This window comes from Paraburkholderia sp. WC7.3g (assembly GCF_050436345.1).
Taxonomy (GTDB): Bacteria; Pseudomonadota; Gammaproteobacteria; order Burkholderiales; family Burkholderiaceae; genus Paraburkholderia; species Paraburkholderia podalyriae.
Map to the genome: position 1 here is coordinate 625,058 of NZ_JBNDMA010000004.1, position 16,645 is coordinate 641,702.

General features: G+C 62.2%; 13 protein-coding genes. 8 read left to right on the top strand and 5 right to left on the bottom strand.

Annotated elements, in window-relative coordinates:
- Positions 1-624, bottom strand: coding sequence for a recombinase family protein (locus OKW43_RS36230; RefSeq protein ID WP_429453317.1), 624 nt, complete (start codon positions 622-624; stop codon positions 1-3).
- A 325-nt stretch (positions 625-949) separates the two neighbouring features.
- Between OKW43_RS36230 and OKW43_RS36235 the strand changes: the two genes are divergently transcribed.
- Positions 950-1,210 (top strand): hypothetical protein, encoded by a 261-nt coding sequence (locus tag OKW43_RS36235; RefSeq protein WP_429453319.1) that lies wholly within the window; start codon positions 950-952, stop codon positions 1,208-1,210.
- A 181-nt stretch (positions 1,211-1,391) separates the two neighbouring features.
- Here OKW43_RS36235 and OKW43_RS36240 read toward each other — a convergent pair whose 3' ends face one another.
- Positions 1,392-2,705: an MFS transporter gene (locus OKW43_RS36240; RefSeq protein ID WP_429453321.1), complete on the bottom strand. Its 1,314-nt coding sequence runs from the start codon at positions 2,703-2,705 to the stop codon at positions 1,392-1,394.
- A 174-nt stretch (positions 2,706-2,879) separates the two neighbouring features.
- Between OKW43_RS36240 and OKW43_RS36245 the strand changes: the two genes are divergently transcribed.
- The gene (locus OKW43_RS36245; RefSeq protein ID WP_187633522.1) at positions 2,880-3,542 is read left to right on the top strand and encodes a dihydrofolate reductase family protein; all 663 of its coding nucleotides are present in this window, start codon (positions 2,880-2,882) and stop codon (positions 3,540-3,542) included.
- 85 nt (positions 3,543-3,627) lie between these two features.
- On the opposite strand, the gene OKW43_RS36250 is transcribed toward OKW43_RS36245, so the two are convergent.
- The gene (locus OKW43_RS36250; protein WP_187633521.1) at positions 3,628-4,770 is read right to left on the bottom strand and encodes a branched-chain amino acid ABC transporter substrate-binding protein; all 1,143 of its coding nucleotides are present in this window, start codon (positions 4,768-4,770) and stop codon (positions 3,628-3,630) included.
- 471 nt (positions 4,771-5,241) lie between these two features.
- On the opposite strand from OKW43_RS36250, the gene OKW43_RS36255 reads away from it, so the two are divergent.
- The 4 genes from OKW43_RS36255 to OKW43_RS36270 are packed head-to-tail and all read left to right on the top strand — an operon-like array spanning position 5,242 to position 9,418.
- Positions 5,242-6,477, top strand: coding sequence for an ABC transporter substrate-binding protein (locus OKW43_RS36255; RefSeq protein WP_429454731.1), 1,236 nt, complete (start codon positions 5,242-5,244; stop codon positions 6,475-6,477).
- Positions 6,474-8,153 carry a cache domain-containing protein gene (locus OKW43_RS36260; protein WP_429453324.1) on the top strand — a complete coding sequence of 560 codons (1,680 nt, stop codon included), beginning with the start codon at positions 6,474-6,476 and terminating at the stop codon, positions 8,151-8,153. The genes OKW43_RS36255 and OKW43_RS36260 overlap by 4 nt, the downstream gene beginning before the upstream one ends.
- Positions 8,143-8,508, top strand: coding sequence for a diguanylate cyclase domain-containing protein (locus OKW43_RS36265; RefSeq protein ID WP_429453326.1), 366 nt, complete (start codon positions 8,143-8,145; stop codon positions 8,506-8,508). The genes OKW43_RS36260 and OKW43_RS36265 overlap by 11 nt, the downstream gene beginning before the upstream one ends.
- A 10-nt stretch (positions 8,509-8,518) precedes the next feature.
- Positions 8,519-9,418, top strand: a complete 900-nt coding sequence (locus tag OKW43_RS36270) for a putative bifunctional diguanylate cyclase/phosphodiesterase (protein ID WP_429454732.1) — start codon at positions 8,519-8,521, stop codon at positions 9,416-9,418.
- A 13-nt stretch (positions 9,419-9,431) separates the two neighbouring features.
- On the opposite strand, the gene OKW43_RS36275 is transcribed toward OKW43_RS36270, so the two are convergent.
- The gene (locus OKW43_RS36275) at positions 9,432-9,959 is read right to left on the bottom strand and encodes a hypothetical protein (protein ID WP_187633518.1); all 528 of its coding nucleotides are present in this window, start codon (positions 9,957-9,959) and stop codon (positions 9,432-9,434) included.
- 513 nt (positions 9,960-10,472) lie between these two features.
- Between OKW43_RS36275 and OKW43_RS36280 the strand changes: the two genes are divergently transcribed.
- Positions 10,473-12,740, top strand: coding sequence for a filamentous hemagglutinin N-terminal domain-containing protein (locus tag OKW43_RS36280; RefSeq protein ID WP_429453329.1), 2,268 nt, complete (start codon positions 10,473-10,475; stop codon positions 12,738-12,740).
- Between the two features lie 123 nt (positions 12,741-12,863).
- The gene (locus OKW43_RS36285; RefSeq protein WP_429454733.1) at positions 12,864-14,585 is read left to right on the top strand and encodes a ShlB/FhaC/HecB family hemolysin secretion/activation protein; all 1,722 of its coding nucleotides are present in this window, start codon (positions 12,864-12,866) and stop codon (positions 14,583-14,585) included.
- Between the two features lie 100 nt (positions 14,586-14,685).
- On the opposite strand, the gene OKW43_RS36290 is transcribed toward OKW43_RS36285, so the two are convergent.
- Positions 14,686-16,467, bottom strand: a complete 1,782-nt coding sequence (locus OKW43_RS36290; RefSeq protein WP_429453331.1) for a Rieske (2Fe-2S) protein — start codon at positions 16,465-16,467, stop codon at positions 14,686-14,688.
- Positions 16,468-16,645 lie beyond the last annotated feature (178 nt).

Sequence of the window (16,645 nt, forward strand, 5' to 3'; positions counted from 1 at the left end):
TTACCTTGTCTTTGCACAGTCGGAGCGCTGCGACAGGAGGCGAAAGAGGGTAGATCGGTGAATGCCGAAGAATGCCGCGATTTCCTGCATACCGGTATTGCCCTCATCGGCCAGACGATAGATATGGTCAAGCTGCGTCGGCGTGAGCGTCGGCTTACGGCCGAACCTGGTGCCGCGCGCCTTAGCCGCGGCCCGACCGCTGCTCGTGCGCTCAACGATCAGGCTGCGCTCGAACTCGGCCATACCGCCGAACACCGTCAACACCATGCTGCCGGCCGGCGTCGTCGTGTCGGCCCACAGCTCGGCAAGACTGCGAAGACCGGCGCCGGCCTCGCGGATGCGTTCAACAATGTCGAGCAAGTCGCGGATGCTGCGCGCGAGCCGATCGAGGCGAGTTACAACGATAACGTCGCCGGACCGCAAGTGGTCGAGCATGCGATCGAGCTGCGGACGCGCGCGCCTGGTGCCGGTAATTTTCTCGGCAAAAATCCGGCCGCAGCCGGCTGCACGTAACTGCGCTTCCTGGTTGCCGAGGTCCTGGTCGTCCGTCGAGACGCGCGCATAACCAATCAGGAATGCGCCTGTCTCAATATCGCGCGTGGCGATGTCGGCCGGGTCTCTCACTGGCGCTCTCGCGATTCAAACCACGACATGGCTTGGTTAAGGGCGTCATCGTGCGCGGACTGCTTCGTGAAGTCTTGGTGTTGATAGGTCCTCACCATTCAATCCTCCCGTATCGTTGGTCAAAAACACTTGTCGATGGGCCGCTTATTGGGCGGCAGGGTCGCACAGCGACGGCACGCCCATTTACCGCGCACTGCGTTGCAAATTATAGTCGCGTATGTGCACGTATACAAGACTATGTTTTGCAACATATCCTCCGGGCACGCCGCGTGCGCCGGCATGCACGGAGGCAGTGCGCAAAGCGCTCCCCGAACCGGAGACGATCATGAAGTGGATAGTGGCAGTAACGAGCGCAATATTCATCATTGCTGGCACCTGCGCGTTCGCGCAGACCGGTGCCGGCAACGCGAACACGGGAAACCAGGCCACTCAAAGTCCGCAGCCGGGAACGGCCGGTCAGAGCATGGGTCGCGCTGCAGACGTTGGCGGCAAGCCTGCGAGTGGGACCTTGATGCAGAAGCGCGAAAAAGGCATGTCGCCCCAAGGCGCGTCAGATACCAACGCAACGGGCAAGATCAAACAGTGACGGCCGAACGCCAGGAGCGTCATCGCGGGCCGGGCTTCTTGCCAGGTTTGTGGAGGATGAGGCCTTGCTCGCCAGGACGATCAGGAAGCGCGCGCAGCACGCCCAGTTTGTTGCGAAACTGGTGGAGTAGTCCGCCTAAAATCGCCAGCATCGACAAGATTCACGCCGCTCAAAGACCGTCTCAACAAGAGTTGGAGCGAGCAATCCTGATACGCGAGACGAGCGACGCCGCCAGTACGAACCACCCAGCCGCGACGACGAACGCGGCGACGTAGGCGGGTCCGGCACCGGCAAACGACTTGACCCATGACAGCATCCACCCGGTTGCGGCAGGGCCGAGGATCTGCGGTAGCACCATCGACACCTGCCAGATGCCCATGTCCTTGCCGCTGGACGCACCGTCCGGCAGCACTTGCAATGCGAGCGCCCAGTCGACGGCTTGATAGCTGCCATACGCGGCGCAAAAGACGAGCCCGACCGTGATCACCAGCCATAGGTTCGGATACAACGCCAACAGCACAAAGCCGATTGCGGCACCGGCCATGATCCAGCTTGTCAGGCGGACGACTGGAACGACGCCGTGTTGGTCGGCAAGCCGTGCGCCGAGCAGGCTGGCCGGGATCGCGAGCACCACGCCGACACCAAGCAGCCCGTTCAGCAGACCGGTCGGATGACGAATGCCGATCACGTCCTGCAGGTAGTACAACAGGAAGGTGAAGATTGACCAGATTCCCATGTTCCCGAACAGGCGGGTCACGAGCACCCAGTAGAAGTTCTGGTGGAGGCGTGGATCGAGATAGAACGAGCGGACGAACGCGAACAGCTCGAAGCGTTCGCGGAATCCGGCGGGCGTCGGCTCGCGCGAGCCGCTAATCGTCAGCCAGAGACACAGCAACATGATCGCAATGAACGTGGCCACCGTGGGATAAAGGTGGCCCGAAGAGTAAAGCGCTACCAGCACCACGTTGCCAGTGATGGTACCGAGTACGGTCATCACGTTGAGCCACGCGCTCGCGCGATTCGCTTGCTGTTTCGGCACGACATCGGGAACCAGCCCGGCGTACGGACCCGCTGCCCAGTTCCACCAGAATTGGAGATGCAGGAACGCGAGCGTATAGAGCCATACGCTCCCCGCGCCGTTGAATGAAGCAAGCCATAGTAGTGCGGCCGAGGTACCGAACACGCCGGTGATCAGAAACGGTCGCCTACGTCCTTGCTTTGCGGAGCAGCGATCTGAAAGTGCCCCGGCCAGTGGCGCCACGACCATCGCAACGAATGCGCCGCACGCAATGACCGAGCCGGCCACAGCTTCCTTTAGCGCGGCGTTGTGTCCGAGCATTTCCGCAACCTGTGCCGGCACGAGCACCGGGACGACCGTCATCCATTGGGTAAAGAGCGCAAACCACAGCGACGCGATCTGTACGTGACTGAGCGTCGACAGACGACGGGCCGGCCGTATGGTCAACCCGTTCCGGGCTGGACTGGATAGGGTCATGTCAGAAGTTGATGAGCTTCGCGGGCCGGTGCATGCTTTCTTCCTGGCGAGACTATCGAGAAAAATTAGAACACTGCAAGCAAAATAATCTGCTGCCAGAATATTTCACGTAGTTCGTGCAAACCATGCAGATTGCTGTCCACATTACGTTAGGCGTCTAAACGGAGGCAAACGATGACACGAGTTCGCGTTAACGGCTTCACCATTTCGCTCGACGGATACGGAGCAGGCCCGAGTCAGGACATCAACAATCCGCTCGGCGTTGGTGGGACGGAACTGCACCAGTGGCTAGTCCCAACACGCACGTTCCAGCGGGCCCTGTTCGGCAAGGACGGCGGAACGACCGGGGTTGACGATGATTTCGCCGCCCGTGGCTTTCAGAATGTTGGGGCCTGGATTCTTGGGAGGAATATGTTCGGACCCATTCGTGGGGACTGGCCGGACACAAACTGGAAAGGCTGGTGGGGAGACAATCCACCGTATCATGTTCCGGTCTTCATCTTGACCCATCATGCTCGTCCGTCCATCGAGATGGAAGGCGGCACGACGTTCCACTTCATAACAGCAGGCATTCGCGAGGCGCTCGACCGTGCACGCGAGGCCGCTGCCGGAATGGACGTGCGGATCGGCGGTGGTCCGGACACGATCAAGCAGTACCTTCGTGAGCGCCTCATTGATGAACTGCACATTGCTGTCGCGCCGGTCCTGCTCGGCCGGGGAGAATCGCTGTTCGACGGGGTCGACTTGCGGGCTCTGGGATACGAATGCGTTGAATCCGTAGCGTCGGAGAAGGCCACGCATGTGGTCCTACGGCGCCAAGGGCACACCGACGCCTAACCCCTCGCTGAAGGCCGACGTCTCACATTGAAAGCACGACGAGGACGGCGCACGTCTCGCCAGCAGAGGTGCGCCGCGTGCTCGATCAGAGGCCGCTTACAGTCTTGACCGTCACCCACTGGCCGTTCTTGACCTGATAGACAGTGGAGGAGCCGTTCTTAAGCGAGCCGTTCGGATTGAATTCGATATGGCCGGTGATGCCGTCAAAACTGATGCTTTGCAGCTTCGGGCGATAGTCGTCGGGCTTCGTCGAATTGGCTGCTTGCATCGCCTTGATGGCGGTCCATGCCGCGTCATAGCCGAACGGCGCGTATGACAGAACGTCCGCGCCATATTTCTGCTTGAAACGTTCGGCGAACTTCGCACCGACCGGCGTGCTGTCGAGCGGACGGCCGTATTCCCATGCCATCGCGCCCTCGGACACGTCGCCCGCGAGCTTGATGAAGTCGACGTCCTTCACGCCGCCGCCGCCCACGTATTGCGCTTTGAGGCCGAGCTGGCTCATCTGCTTCATGATGCCGGCCGCCTGCGGATTGAGGGCACCCACGAAAATGAGATCGGGGTTCTTGCCCTTGAGATTCGTGAGTTGCGTCTTGAAGTCCGATGCCTGATTAGTCGTGTATTCGCGATCGATGATGTCACCGCCGTGCGCTTTGACCGCCTTCACGAACTCGTCGGCTTCGCCTTGGCCGAACGCAGTCCGGTCGTCGATGACGGCGATGCGCTTGGCCTTCGTCGTCGTGACCGCATAGGCGCCCGCGGTGCCCGCGTTTTGCGCGTCGCTCGAGATCACCATGAAGATGTTCTTGAAGCCGCGGCCGCTGATGGTCGGATTGGTGGCGGCCGGATCGATGTCGGGCAGCCCTGCCTTCTCGTAGAGATCCGACGCGGGGATGGTCGTGCCAGAATTAAAGTGGCCGACCACGACCGACACGCCTTCGTCGACGAGTTTTTGCGCGACTTGCACGCCGACGCGCGGGTCAGCCTGGTCATCTTCGGCGACGAGTTCGAACGAGACGGGCTGTCCGTTGATTTTGACGCCTTGCGCCTTCGCGTCGTCGAGCGCCATCTTTACGCCGTTTTCCAGGTCTTTTCCGTAACTGGCGTTAGGTCCGGTGAGCGGCGCGGCAAAACCTATCTTGACCACCGTATCCGCGCGAGCGGCGAGCGGTGCGATAGCGAGAAGTGCACCAACTGCAATAGGACTTAGAGTTTTCGCAAAACGCATGTTGGTTTCCTTTGTCGGCAAGCGTGAGTTCACTACTATGGCGCGCGTGCCGGCCTTGCTCGCCCTGCGCGCTTCGGACGGCGGCCGGTGCAGCTCTGGGTTCGTATCGACTGCTTCAGGTTCCTCCTGAACGGGCTCGACATCGATAGCAGATCGCCGAAAGCCACTATAGGGAGCCGAAATTGCTCCGTCTTGTCGTTTCCCGACGAATCCCATGCGCATTTCGGCACAAAAGGGTCGATGGAGGCAATCAGGACAAATACGGCCGTCTGGGCGCGACACGCCAGTCAACGCGCGCGTCGTGACAATTAAAGGATTCATGATTTCTGCCGATAGGCAGAGTCAGGTCTATTGCGTTCAATCGCCCTATTCGTCGTCATGGCCAACTATCCGCGTTCTGGGTCTCACACGGTGTTCCCGGTCCGGTCCGCGGTTCGCTGGCTGCTATCCGGCCTGACCGGTTTGCTGCTGCTGTGTGGTTGCCACCCGCAAGACGCCTCTGACGCCAGTGCGGCCCCCGCGCATCGAACCAGCATTACGGCATTGATATGGGCGCCGGACTGGCCCGAACAGATGCTTCAGATCGCTGCCGAGTTCAGCAAACGCAATCCCGATGTGCACGTGGACGTTCAGTTCATGATCGGCAATTCGGTCGAAGAAAACATCAAACCCCGCGTCGCCGCCGGCACGCTGCCCGATCTGGTCAGCGTTAACCCCAACGCCTATTCGGCCGAGCTGGCCGATCAGGGCGTCCTCGCCGACGTCAGCCGGACATCGGCGTGGAGCAATATGCTCGCACCGCTCAAGCGGGACTGGACCAGCCGTGGCGGCAAAGGGTTCGGTATTTCGGGCGGGGTCGCGACAACCATGATCTATTACAACCGGGACATGTTCGCCAAGGCGGGGATCGACAAGCTGCCGACGAATTTCGACGAGTTCCTGCGCGTTTGCGCGCAGCTCAAGCGCGCGGGGTTCACGCCGATCATGTTGAACGGCGCTTTTCCGAACATGCTCGGAAATGGGCCGTTCGCTTCGGGCTTCGCCAACGGTGTGGTGGCGCACGAGCCGGACTGGAAAAGCAAACTGGCCGTCGGCACGCTGGATCTCGATACGCCCGAGGTCGCCGATATCTTCGCCAGGATCGCGCTGCTGCCTGAACGCGGCTACGTCCAGGCGGCGTTCATGACGACCGGCTACGACGACGGCATGCGTCTTTTCAAGGACGGCAAGGCGGCGATGGCTTTTCAAGGCAGCTGGTCGGCCGGTCTTCTGCTGCATGGCAATCGCTTTGCGGTCGGTGTGTTCATTCCGCCATGGAATGCGCGCGGCGAGCCGATGGTGCCCGTGCTCGGCAGCGAGACGGGCTTTGCCGTATGCGAGACGTCCAACAAGGCGGCAGCGATGCGCTTTCTGGAATTCATCGCCGGTCAAGGCTTTCCAATTCTGCAGCGAAAGCGCCACAACATCTCCCCGTTTCGGAGCAATGCGGGAATGGCCGTCAGCGACCCGGAAATCGTCGGCTACACGAACGCAGTCAGCCGCTATTCGATAACCGCGAGCCCGTATTATTCGACGCTGCCCTCGAACACGCTCGAGTCGCTGCATGGCTTGATGCAGGACGTGCTGTTGAAAAAAATGACCGCCAGGGAGGCAGCGAAGCGCCTCGATAAATCGGTCAAGAATGAAGCGAAGATGCACTACAAATGAACTCGATCCCGGCGTTGCTACGACGCGCTTCCGACTATTTGTCACAGGACTTGCTTCGCCGTATCGAGATCCGATATCGGCTGATTGCCGCTTTCATTCTGCTGGCACTGCTGCCGATCTTCATTTCGGGTTGCATTTCGTATGTGAAGTCGATCGCGGCGATCAAGGAAAACGCGCAGATATTCTCGAAGGAAGTGGTCAGGCAGGTATCGAGAAACATCGAGCTGCGCATGCAGCAGATCGAGACGGAAAGCAATCTGCTGGTGCTCTCCAACCGGGTTCAAGCCGCGCTGGCGAAGGCAGCGAGCGGCAACGCCAAGGAGCAAAGCGAGGCGCGCCAGGACATGGCGCGGCTACTCCTCGAGCATTACGGTTCGGTTGATTTCATTAACCAGAAATATCTGATCGACAGGAACAACCGGATCCTGGACACGCAGGCGTTCGCGCAATTGACCGGCGGCGTGACGAGCTTCGTCAAACGGGCTCAGGGCGGGCGTCAACGCGCTTACTGGGGCAGTTACGAGGACGGCGCCGGGCAACAGAACATCGGGATGGTGCGCGCCATCATCGACAAGAGCAGCAACGAGCAGCTCGGTAACCTGGTTCTGATCGTTCGCCCAGAGTATTTCTCGACGATATTCACCGACGCGGCCACGGGCAGCGGCACGCAAATCTACATTCTCGATGCGAGCGGCGGCAGGGTGATCATCCGGGCCGACGACGCATCGGCCAGCGCCGACGCGACGCCCGAACCCGGCCTCATCGACAACATCGCGCACAACGCGGCATCGGACGAGGCGCGAAGCTTCGTCGCGTTCGTGGGGAAGCGGGGAGAACGTTACCTGGCCGCGTACGCGAGAATCCCCGGCACGACGTGGTTCGTGGTCAGCACCATTGCAGAAAGAAAACTGACGGTCGAGGCGCAAGCGGTACGAAACCAGATCGTGCTGGTCGGCATCTCGGGGTTCCTGCTGTCGATCTTCGTCGCCTACTTCATATCGCACAGCATTACTGCGCCGCTCAGGGAACTGGTGCGCAAGGTGCACGATACCGGCGACGATGCCGGCGCCCACCTGGAAGAGGGGCAAGCTCAAGCAGCAGGCGGCGCCCAGGACGAATTGGGCCGGCTCGCGCAGCGCTTCGAAATCATGCGCGGCGCGATCGGGCAGAAGATTCAGAAGATCAATGAGATCAACGCTTCGCTGGAACAGACCGTCATCGAACGAACGGCGGAACTCGTCGCGCGGGAGCGCGAGTCGCGCACGCTGATCGAGAACTCGCCCGATACCATTGCCCGCTACGATCGCGAGTCTCGCCGCATTTACGCCAATCCCGCGTTCTGTGCCGCGGCGGGGTGCAGTGTCGCCGAAGCGCTCGGCAAGCGGCCCTCGGAGCTTCCGGGCGGCCCCAACGCGCTCGTCTACGAAAAGATCATCGGCGAAGTCATTGCCGGCGGGAAAAGCGCGCAATGTCGAGCTGAAATGGGCCGGCAAGGACGGACAGCAACAATGCACGCACATCCGCATTACGCCGGAGGTCGATCGTTGCGGCAACGTGAGCTCCGTGTTGGCCGTCGGTCGCGATCTGTCCGACCGCATGGCGTTCGAGACAACTATCTGGAAACAGGCCAATTTCGACGCACTGACCGGGCTTCCGAATCGCCAGATGTTCCATGAGCGTCTCGCTCGTGAAGCCAGGCAGTCGAGCCGCTGCAAGCAGCGCATGGCGTTGATGCTGATCGACCTCGACCGCTTCAAGGAGGTCAACGACTCCCTGGGTCACGACATGGGGGATATTTTGCTGATCGAGGCCGGCAAGCGGATCGGTTCGTGCGTGCGCCAATCGGATACGGTCGCCCGTCTTGGCGGCGATGAGTTCACGGTCATTTTTCCCAATCTGGACGACACCGCAACCATCGAACGGATCGCGAGGACCATCAACGGCAAACTGGCCGAGCCGTTCAAGCTGGGTGGCGGACGAGGCTTTCATATCCGCCAGCGTCGGCGTCACAGTCTACCCGGACGACGCTAGCGATCTCGACGTGTTGTTCAAGAACGTCGATCAGGCGATGTATACGGCCAAGAACGCCGGGCGCGATGGCTTCAGCTACTTCACGCCCGATATGCAGGTGCAGGCCGAAAGGCGGCTGCGGCTGACCAACGATTTACGCATCGCGTTGCCCGGCAAGCAGTTTCAGCTCTGTTACCAGCCCATTGTCGACCTCGCGACGGGGCAGGTCTGCAAAGCCGAGGCGCTGATCCGCTGGCTGCATCCGGAGCGCGGCACGATCAGCCCGCTCGATTTCATTTCTCTCGCCGAAGACACGGGTCTCATCGTGCCTATCGGCGATTGGGTGTTCCGGCAAGCCGTGCAGCAAGCCCGGCAATGGCGCGAGCGTTTCCATCCGTCTTTCCAGATCAGCGTCAACATGTCTCCGGTCCAGGTTCGTCAAGACAGTCTGCTGTGCGCGCGGTGGTCCGACTACCTCGCACGCGAAGGAATGCCGGGTCAGAGCGTGGCGGTGGAAATCACGGAGGGGCTGCTATTGCAGGCCGAATCGAAGATCGACGAGAAGCTGCTGACCTTCCGCCGCTCGGGCATTGCGATCTCGATCGACGACTTCGGGACCGGTTACTCGTCGCTCGCCTACCTGAAGCGCTTCGATATCGATTACCTGAAGATCGATCGTTCATTCGTCCACAACCTGAGCTTTGACGAAGACAACCAGGCGCTTTGCGAGGCGATGGTCGTGCTCGCGCACAAACTGGGACTCCAGGTCATTGCCGAAGGGGTGGAGACCGCCGAGCAACGGGATTTTCTCAAGGCCGTGGGTTGCGATTATGCTCAGGGCTTTCTTTATTCGACGCCGCTTGCGCCGGATGACTTCGAACTGCTGGTGTGGCCGCTGATCGTGGAGGGAGCCGCTAATGCTCAAGCGTGAGGGCAGGGCTCGCCTATGGGTTCAGTTGCCATCGCAGGAGGGGATGCGTGGCACCAGCCGGTATGATCCACGCGTCGGTCGGGCTGAAGTCCCATGATGCGTCGAAGCTGGCAGGGTTGCCCATCTGCGCAGTCGTCAGGCCATTTGACGGGGGCAGTTGTGGCATATCGCCGGTGTCCACCGTCCGCGTCGTCGTTTGCTTGTCCCAATACACGTTCGGCGCAATCGTTCCGCCGCCGTTGTACGCCGCGATCCCGCCGTAAGTGCCGTAGTCGGGACCTCGAAACGACGGTCCTTGAACCAGGCCGGATTCGAATGACTGCTCGATCCGGCCGCCATTGACGTACACCAATCCACCAGCCGCAAACGGCCCGTAGACCGTACCGGCCGAGTACGACTGCGATATGGTGCCCCCGTTGATGCCAACGAGGCCACCACCGATGCCGTGCTCGTTGGGACTGACGCTCCCGGTGGCAAAGGACTGGCTGATGGTGCCGTTGTTAGTGCCGACGAGCCCGCCGAGCACGCCGCCGGTACCCACCGCCGCGCTGCTCCACGACCTTTCGATCAGACCGTCATTCGCCCCACGAGTCCGCCGACCGTCGCTCCCTCGAACGAGCTGGAGTTTCGTCCGCCAGTGGTGTAAGCGTAGACAATCAGGCCCTCGTTTGCCCCGGCGCGTATCAACAAGAGTAGCAGTTGATGTCGCGGCGGCGCGACCGCAAATCTCAATCTTTCGCGCCTTCTACCAAGGGTTTTGGGCCCGACGTATCGACGCGTCTGAGCGATGACAGCGCCCCTCCAATACTTGCAGCGGGTATGGCTGGCGAGCAACATCTCGTCGTGGCCATTAGCGTGGAACTTTAGACCGAAAGTGCTGATACGCGATGCGGCACAGCGGTGTTCGCCGGCTGTAGGCGTCTGCGACAATGCCTGTGACCGCGAGCGCACCGGCATGCCATCAATGACCGCCATCTGTGATTCAGCGACCACCCCACCGTACCAAGGCACGATTGACTGCGGACGGTACCGGCAGCCAATCACAGGAGTCGTCATGAAAAATAGCTGGCTGAGGTCGCAGCGTCGATGGCATGACTCGCGGGCAGTGGCGCGCTTCGCACTGCCTGCCGCCGCGCTCGTCATGTATTGCTTCACGCCATTGCGCGCGCATGCGCAAGCAGCGGGCGCGTTGCCGGGCGGTGGGCATTTCGTTGCCGGGAACGGCTCCATCGTCGCGAGCGGATCGACGCTGACGATCAACCAGTCGTCGGGGCGCGGCGTTATCAACTGGGACCGCTTTTCGATCGGCAGTAGCAATCGGGTCGTGTTCGCCAACGGCGGCGGTGCGACGCTGAACCGCGTCACCGGTGGCGTGCCGTCAGCCATTGCCGGTACGCTCACCGCAAGCGGGACGGTCTATCTGATCAACCCGCAAGGCATCGTGATAGGCCCCAGGGGCGTCGTTACCACCACGGGGCGATTCGTCGCGTCGACACTCGATGCCGATCCCGCCACGTTTATGAATGGCCAGCCGCTCGTGCTCGCGGGCAATTCGGATTCACGCGTCGTCAATCTGGGCAACATCGCGTCGACGGGCGGCGACGTGTTTCTGATTGCGCGCAACAGCGTCGTCAATGGCGGCACGATCAGCGCGCCCGCCGGCACAGCCGAGCTGGCCGTGGGCAAGCAGGTATTGCTGCAGGATTCCGCGTCGGGCCAACAGGTATTCGTTCAGGCCGGAGCAGGCGGCGCTGTGACCAATCGTGGCGTGATCCAGGCAGCGCAGATCAGCCTGCAAGCCGTGGATGGCAACATCTATGCGCTCGCGGGCAACCACGACGCGATTCGCGCGACGGGCACGGCCACGCGCGACGGGCATGTGTGGCTCGTCGCCGACACAGGAAGTGTCGCGCAACGCGGTGCCATTGCCGCAAGCAATGCGGACGGCAGCGGCGCAACAGTGGAGACGCAAGCGGCGCAACTGAGCTTCGGCAAGCATGCAGTGGTTCGGGCGGCTCAGTGGAATCTGTCGACGCCCAAGTTCACGATCGATGGCGCCGCCGCGCGCGCATTGCGGCGCAGCCTGAATGCAGGCACGTCCGTGAACGTGCGGACGACGGGCGCTAACGGCAACACCGGCGACCTCGACGTCGCTTCGCCGATCAACTGGCAAGGCGGCGCATCGCTGACGCTCGCGGCGTTCCGCACGCTGACGGTGGGCCAGCATGTCACGCTCGCGAATCACGGCAGTGGCAACCTGACTTTGCGCGCGGATGCGTCGAGCGTCGACAACTCGGGCTCGATCACCAACGAGGGTGTGATCGACTGGTCGCACGGATCGGGCATCGTCAACGCGCTTTACGACATGAACGGCACCTATAGCGCCGGGACAATGCTGGTCAATCCCTCATGGACGCCCGCGCCGGCGAGCGGCCAGCTCACGCAGATCACCGCGTACAGGCTCGTCAACAACGTGGCCGATCTGGAGAGTGTCCGGCAGGATCTCGGCGGCAATTACGCGCTTGGCACGGACATCGACGCCACTGGCCACGCACTGACGCCGATAGGCAACCATACGACGCCGTTCACGGGCCAGTTCGACGGCATGTGGCATACCGTGTCGAACGCCACGATCAATATCGACGATTTCAGCACGGATTACTCATCGGGACTCTTCGGCGTGGTCGGACATGGCGGTGTGCTGCGCGATGTCGGTGTCGACAACGCTTCGGTCTCGACGAGCTTGCAGGGCAGCGGCATTCTGGCTGGCGTCAATCAAGGCGTGATCGCGTACGCGCACACGACGGGTCTTGCCGGCGAACAGACCCAGGAGGGCACCACGTTCGGCGGACTTGTGGGCAGAAACGACGGGACCATCGAGCGCTCATCGAGCAGCGCGACGATTTCGGGCTCCGACGCGAACGGCGGTCTTGTCGGTCGCAACGTCGGCTCGATTTCGCAATCGTATGCGACGGGTGCCGTCGATCCGGTGTACTCGACGGGGTACGGCGGGGGCCTTATCGGCGTCAATGAGGGTATCGTCAGCCAGTCCTTTGCGACGGGGCCTGTGCAAACCCGATTGATGCCAACGCATGGCGTCATCGGCTTCGGCTCAGGCACGCTCGCCTCGGACGTGTACTGGAACACGCAGACGACCGGGCAGGCGATCAGCGGCGGAAATCTGCCGCTGGCGAACGGCCTGACTACCGCGCAGATGAGCGACCCTGCGAGCTTTGCCGGTTACGACTTCGGGCCGAACGGCGCATGGATCATGCCGGCGGGCGCGACGCATCCGGTGTTGAGGGGGCCTGCCGGTCAATAGTCTGCGACGGCCCGTGGCCACGTCGCAACCGAATAAAGAAGGCGCGATATGCGGAGATCAGACTCATCCGCAACCGCACCGTCACGCAGACGGCGCGCTGCGTTGGGCGGTATCGATTGCCTGATGATCGCGTCGTGCGCGGCGGCAGTGACGCTATCCGCGCCGGCCGGAGCCCAGGCATGGCGCGATGTCGCGCCGCAACCCGCGCCGCGGTCGCCGCCAGGCGCGCAGCCGAAGCCGCCCGCGCAGACGCAGGCCGACGCGACACGGATAGCGGTCGAGCGGCTCACCGGGCTGGTCTTCGAACCCAGTGGCGCGTCCATAGCGGTCTCGCCGGACGAGCAGCATCGCATCGTTGCGCAAGGGCTGCCCGTTCTCGATGCGAGCTTCCTGCGGATTTTCACAGCGGACCTGGACAAGCCGCTGACCTTCGGACGGCTGGCCGAGATACGCCGCGCCGTCGTCGAGCGATATAGGGCAGCGGGAAAACCGCTCGTCGACGTGTATGTGCCGGAACAGGATGTCAGTTCGGGGGTTGTGCATATCGTCGTCGCGGAATTCAGGCTGGGCCGCGTTCGCACGAGCGGCAACCGTTATTTTTCCAGCGGACTGCTGGAGCGTGAGATGCCGCTCGAGCCAGGCGGACCGATCCCGCAATCGGCGGTTTCGTTGGGGCTCGCCGTGCTCAACGCGAATCCTTATCGAGCGGTCGATGCCGTCTTTGCCCCCGGCGAAGCAGCGAACACGACGGATGTCGTGTTGCAAACGGAGGACCGGCTGCCATTTCGCGCTACCGTGGGCTTCGACAATGCGGGCGTGCCGGACCTTGGGCGGGAACGATTTTTTGCGGGGCTTGGTTACGGCAACCTGTTCGGTCTCGATCAGCAAGTCGCCTATCAATTCACCGCCAGCAACGATTTTTTCAGCGGCAATCCGGATTCCGAAGGCCGCCCGAACCGTGCACGCTTCATCGCGCATGCGCTCAGCTACACGGCGCCGTTGCCCTGGCTCGACAGTATCGAGTTGTTTGGCGTCTATGCGCAGAGCACGCCGCGGCTGCCCGATACGTACGGGCAGACGGGCATTTCGGCGCAGATGAGTTTCCGCTACGACTGGCGTCTGCCGGCCATCAACGACACGACGCAGATGGTCCAGTTCGGATACGACTTCAAGCGAAGCAACAACGATTTGGAATTCGGCGGCTTTCAGGTATTCAATTCCAACACTCACATTCACCAGTTTCTGCTGGTCTACGACATCAGCAAGCCCACCGAGGCCGGCACGGCCCACGCATCGGCGACACTCGTCGCGAGTCCGGGCGGGCTGGACGGCAACAACGATGACGCAGCTTTCAATGCGGCGCGACAGGGCGCGACGGCTCGCTACGTGTACATGCAACTGACTGCGTCGCGCGCCTTCGCGCTCGGCAGCGGCTTCACGTTGGCGGCCAACGGCACGTTCCAGTGGACCCCGAACACATTGCTGCCGAGTGAGGAGATCGGCCTGGGCGGAGAATCCAGCGTGCGAGGCTACGACCCTTACGTCGTGCTGGGCGACCGAGGCTGGAATGTGCAGACCGAGCTACGCACGCCGGCCATTGCATTTGGCGCGAGCAATGCGCTCGTGCAACCCTTCGTTTTCTTCGATGCCGGACGTGTGTGGACTCGTATCGACCAGCCAGCGGAGAACAACCCGGGCCTGCTCGCTGCCATCGGTGCGGGCGTGCGCTTCAAATGGTCGCGTTTCGTCGATTTCCGTTGCTCGTATGCGGCGCCTTTGCGCGCCGCGACGCCGAACGGCTCGAAGGCGCCGATGGTGCTTGTATACGTGTCGATCGGGACCTGAACCGTCGATGGTTGAGCGCACGGGGCCGTCGTCGTTCGTATATGTGCTCAATGCAGAAGCCCTGGGTGCAGTTCAATCAACTCCATTGCACTGACAGCCGTCACGTCGCTGCCGCTCCCTGATGTATTTCGCCGCCCCGCATCAGACGTTGTGCGATATCGGCCGTCTGCAGCGTCGCGCGTTCAGTCGGTGAATGGGCCGCGAGATAGCGGACGACCGCAATCAGAATATGCCGGCCCTCGTCGGTATTGCCCCACACAGTAAACTGCCGGACGCCAGCCTCCAGCATCTGATAGGCATGGAACCCCGCATCTTCGCGTAGCACCGCCCGCGCAAGCGTGGCGATCAACGCCTGTGGCGGATAGCCGAGCGTGAGATGGCGCGCTACCAGCCTTGCCGCAAGATCGATCTGTCGCTGCCGGTCAAAGGCGTCGAGTAACGCGGTGTGGATCGACTTCTGATCGGCAGGGAGGTCGTCGAGCTGATCGTTGCCTTCGCCCGGGATGCGGGCCGGTGGCATATTCAGATAGCGAGCAAGGTAGAGCGCCATGGCGCCGTGCAAGATGCCGCGCGCGATCGCGACGTTACCGTCGATGCCTTCGGTCCCGATCCGCCTGAACATCTGGTGGACCGCGTTGGCATGGGTGAAGACGTGGTGCGCCGTTTCCCAGTCGGCGTGCTCGTTAGCATTGCCGAACCGGGCCACGCGCAGCGCCGCGCCATAAGCAAGTGACTGTCCCAGGTCTGCAGGAGTGGCGCCGGCATGGATCGCTTCCTTCAACGCATCAATGATCTTCGCTGGGTCGTCGTCGAGCAGTTCCCGGGCGAGCGCCGCGTGGTTGGACCAGCTTTGCAAGGTGTGACTGTCAGCCAGAAGTTGCGCCATCTGGCCGGCTGATTCCTCACACAGCTCGACGAGATCAACGGGCTGGCGCCAGGCGGTCGACTCCTCGGCGCCACGGGCGCCGACCATTTGGGCGACGATCGTGGGCAGTAAAGCTGATGCGTGCTCCCAACCGATCCGGTCGAGGCACTCGAACGCCTTGTTGATGAAGTCGAGCGAATGACCCGTGTCGGCGAACGCCCGTTCTGTACCGGCCGAAAGCAGGGCATCGGCGAGCACAGCGGGTGAAGCACCAGCGGCAATCGCCGTCAACAAGGTGCGCTCGGCCGCCTCGCGGTGGCGTACGGTTGTCCAAAGGCGTAGCCACCGCCGGAGCACGGCTGGCTCCGGCCGGCTGCCAAGCGGTGCACGTTCGCGCCGGGGCGCCTCGCCCTCGCAGTCCGCTGCCACACGACGTGCGCCGTGGAACAGGGCGAGATAGGCGTCGTCCGCGGGCAACACAGGCAACAGGTTGGCGAGCGCCGTGAGTATCGTGAGACCCACGCCCCAGCCGTCGCGGTTTTGCACCCCGAACAGCGCCACTTGCCGAACGATATCGGTCACTGGTACACCTGCCGTGAACTGACCATGCACGGCTTTGGCGATGACGAGTTCGAGGTCGTGTGCGAGACCGTCCGCAAGACGCTGACGCCAGTGCGCCGCGGGATCGGCGTGACCGAACGTGGTCGCCACCCAGACGTCGCCATTGCGCACCTCGACCGCGCAGCTCGGTACATCGTCCGCCCAGAGGTCGAAGGTGCAGCCGCTTTGCAGATCGAAGCGGGCATGGTGCCAGTGACAGGTCAGGATGCCATCCTCGACAGTGCCGCGCTCGAGCGGAAAGCCCATGTGCGGGCAACGATTGTCGAGCGCGAAGATGCGCCCGCGATCGTGGATGACGAGGATTGGACCATGGCCACCCTGCACAACGAGCCGCTCCTTCGCCCTCAGCTCTTCGAGGCTCCCCACGAGCACGAATTCGTTATTCGGCACATCCATGCGCGTCTCCCGCATTCGTCCCATCACGGACGTGGCAGATACGCCCGCCCGCTAGAAACACCAGCATACTCCCGTGCAACACACGAAGGCGCCGGTGAGGCGGCGATGCGCGCGTCGTTTCTTCGGCTTCGGTATTCGGCGGTTGTCCGTTGGTGGTCAGTCGCTGCACGTTGTCTCC

Bases quoted from the DNA above. Each gene is read 5' to 3' on its own strand.
- OKW43_RS36235 (WP_429453319.1), top strand. From the start codon at position 950: ATGAAGTGGATAGTGGCAGTAACGAGCGCAATATTCATCATTGCTGGC.
- OKW43_RS36240 (WP_429453321.1), bottom strand. From the start codon at position 2,705: ATGACCCTATCCAGTCCAGCCCGGAACGGGTTGACCATACGGCCGGCC.
- OKW43_RS36245 (WP_187633522.1), top strand. From the start codon at position 2,880: ATGACACGAGTTCGCGTTAACGGCTTCACCATTTCGCTCGACGGATAC.
- OKW43_RS36250 (WP_187633521.1), bottom strand. From the start codon at position 4,770: ATGCGTTTTGCGAAAACTCTAAGTCCTATTGCAGTTGGTGCACTTCTC.
- OKW43_RS36260 (WP_429453324.1), top strand. From the start codon at position 6,474: ATGAACTCGATCCCGGCGTTGCTACGACGCGCTTCCGACTATTTGTCA.
- OKW43_RS36265 (WP_429453326.1), top strand. From the start codon at position 8,143: ATGTTCCATGAGCGTCTCGCTCGTGAAGCCAGGCAGTCGAGCCGCTGC.
- OKW43_RS36280 (WP_429453329.1), top strand. From the start codon at position 10,473: ATGAAAAATAGCTGGCTGAGGTCGCAGCGTCGATGGCATGACTCGCGG.
- OKW43_RS36285 (WP_429454733.1), top strand. From the start codon at position 12,864: ATGATCGCGTCGTGCGCGGCGGCAGTGACGCTATCCGCGCCGGCCGGA.
- OKW43_RS36290 (WP_429453331.1), bottom strand. From the start codon at position 16,467: ATGGATGTGCCGAATAACGAATTCGTGCTCGTGGGGAGCCTCGAAGAG.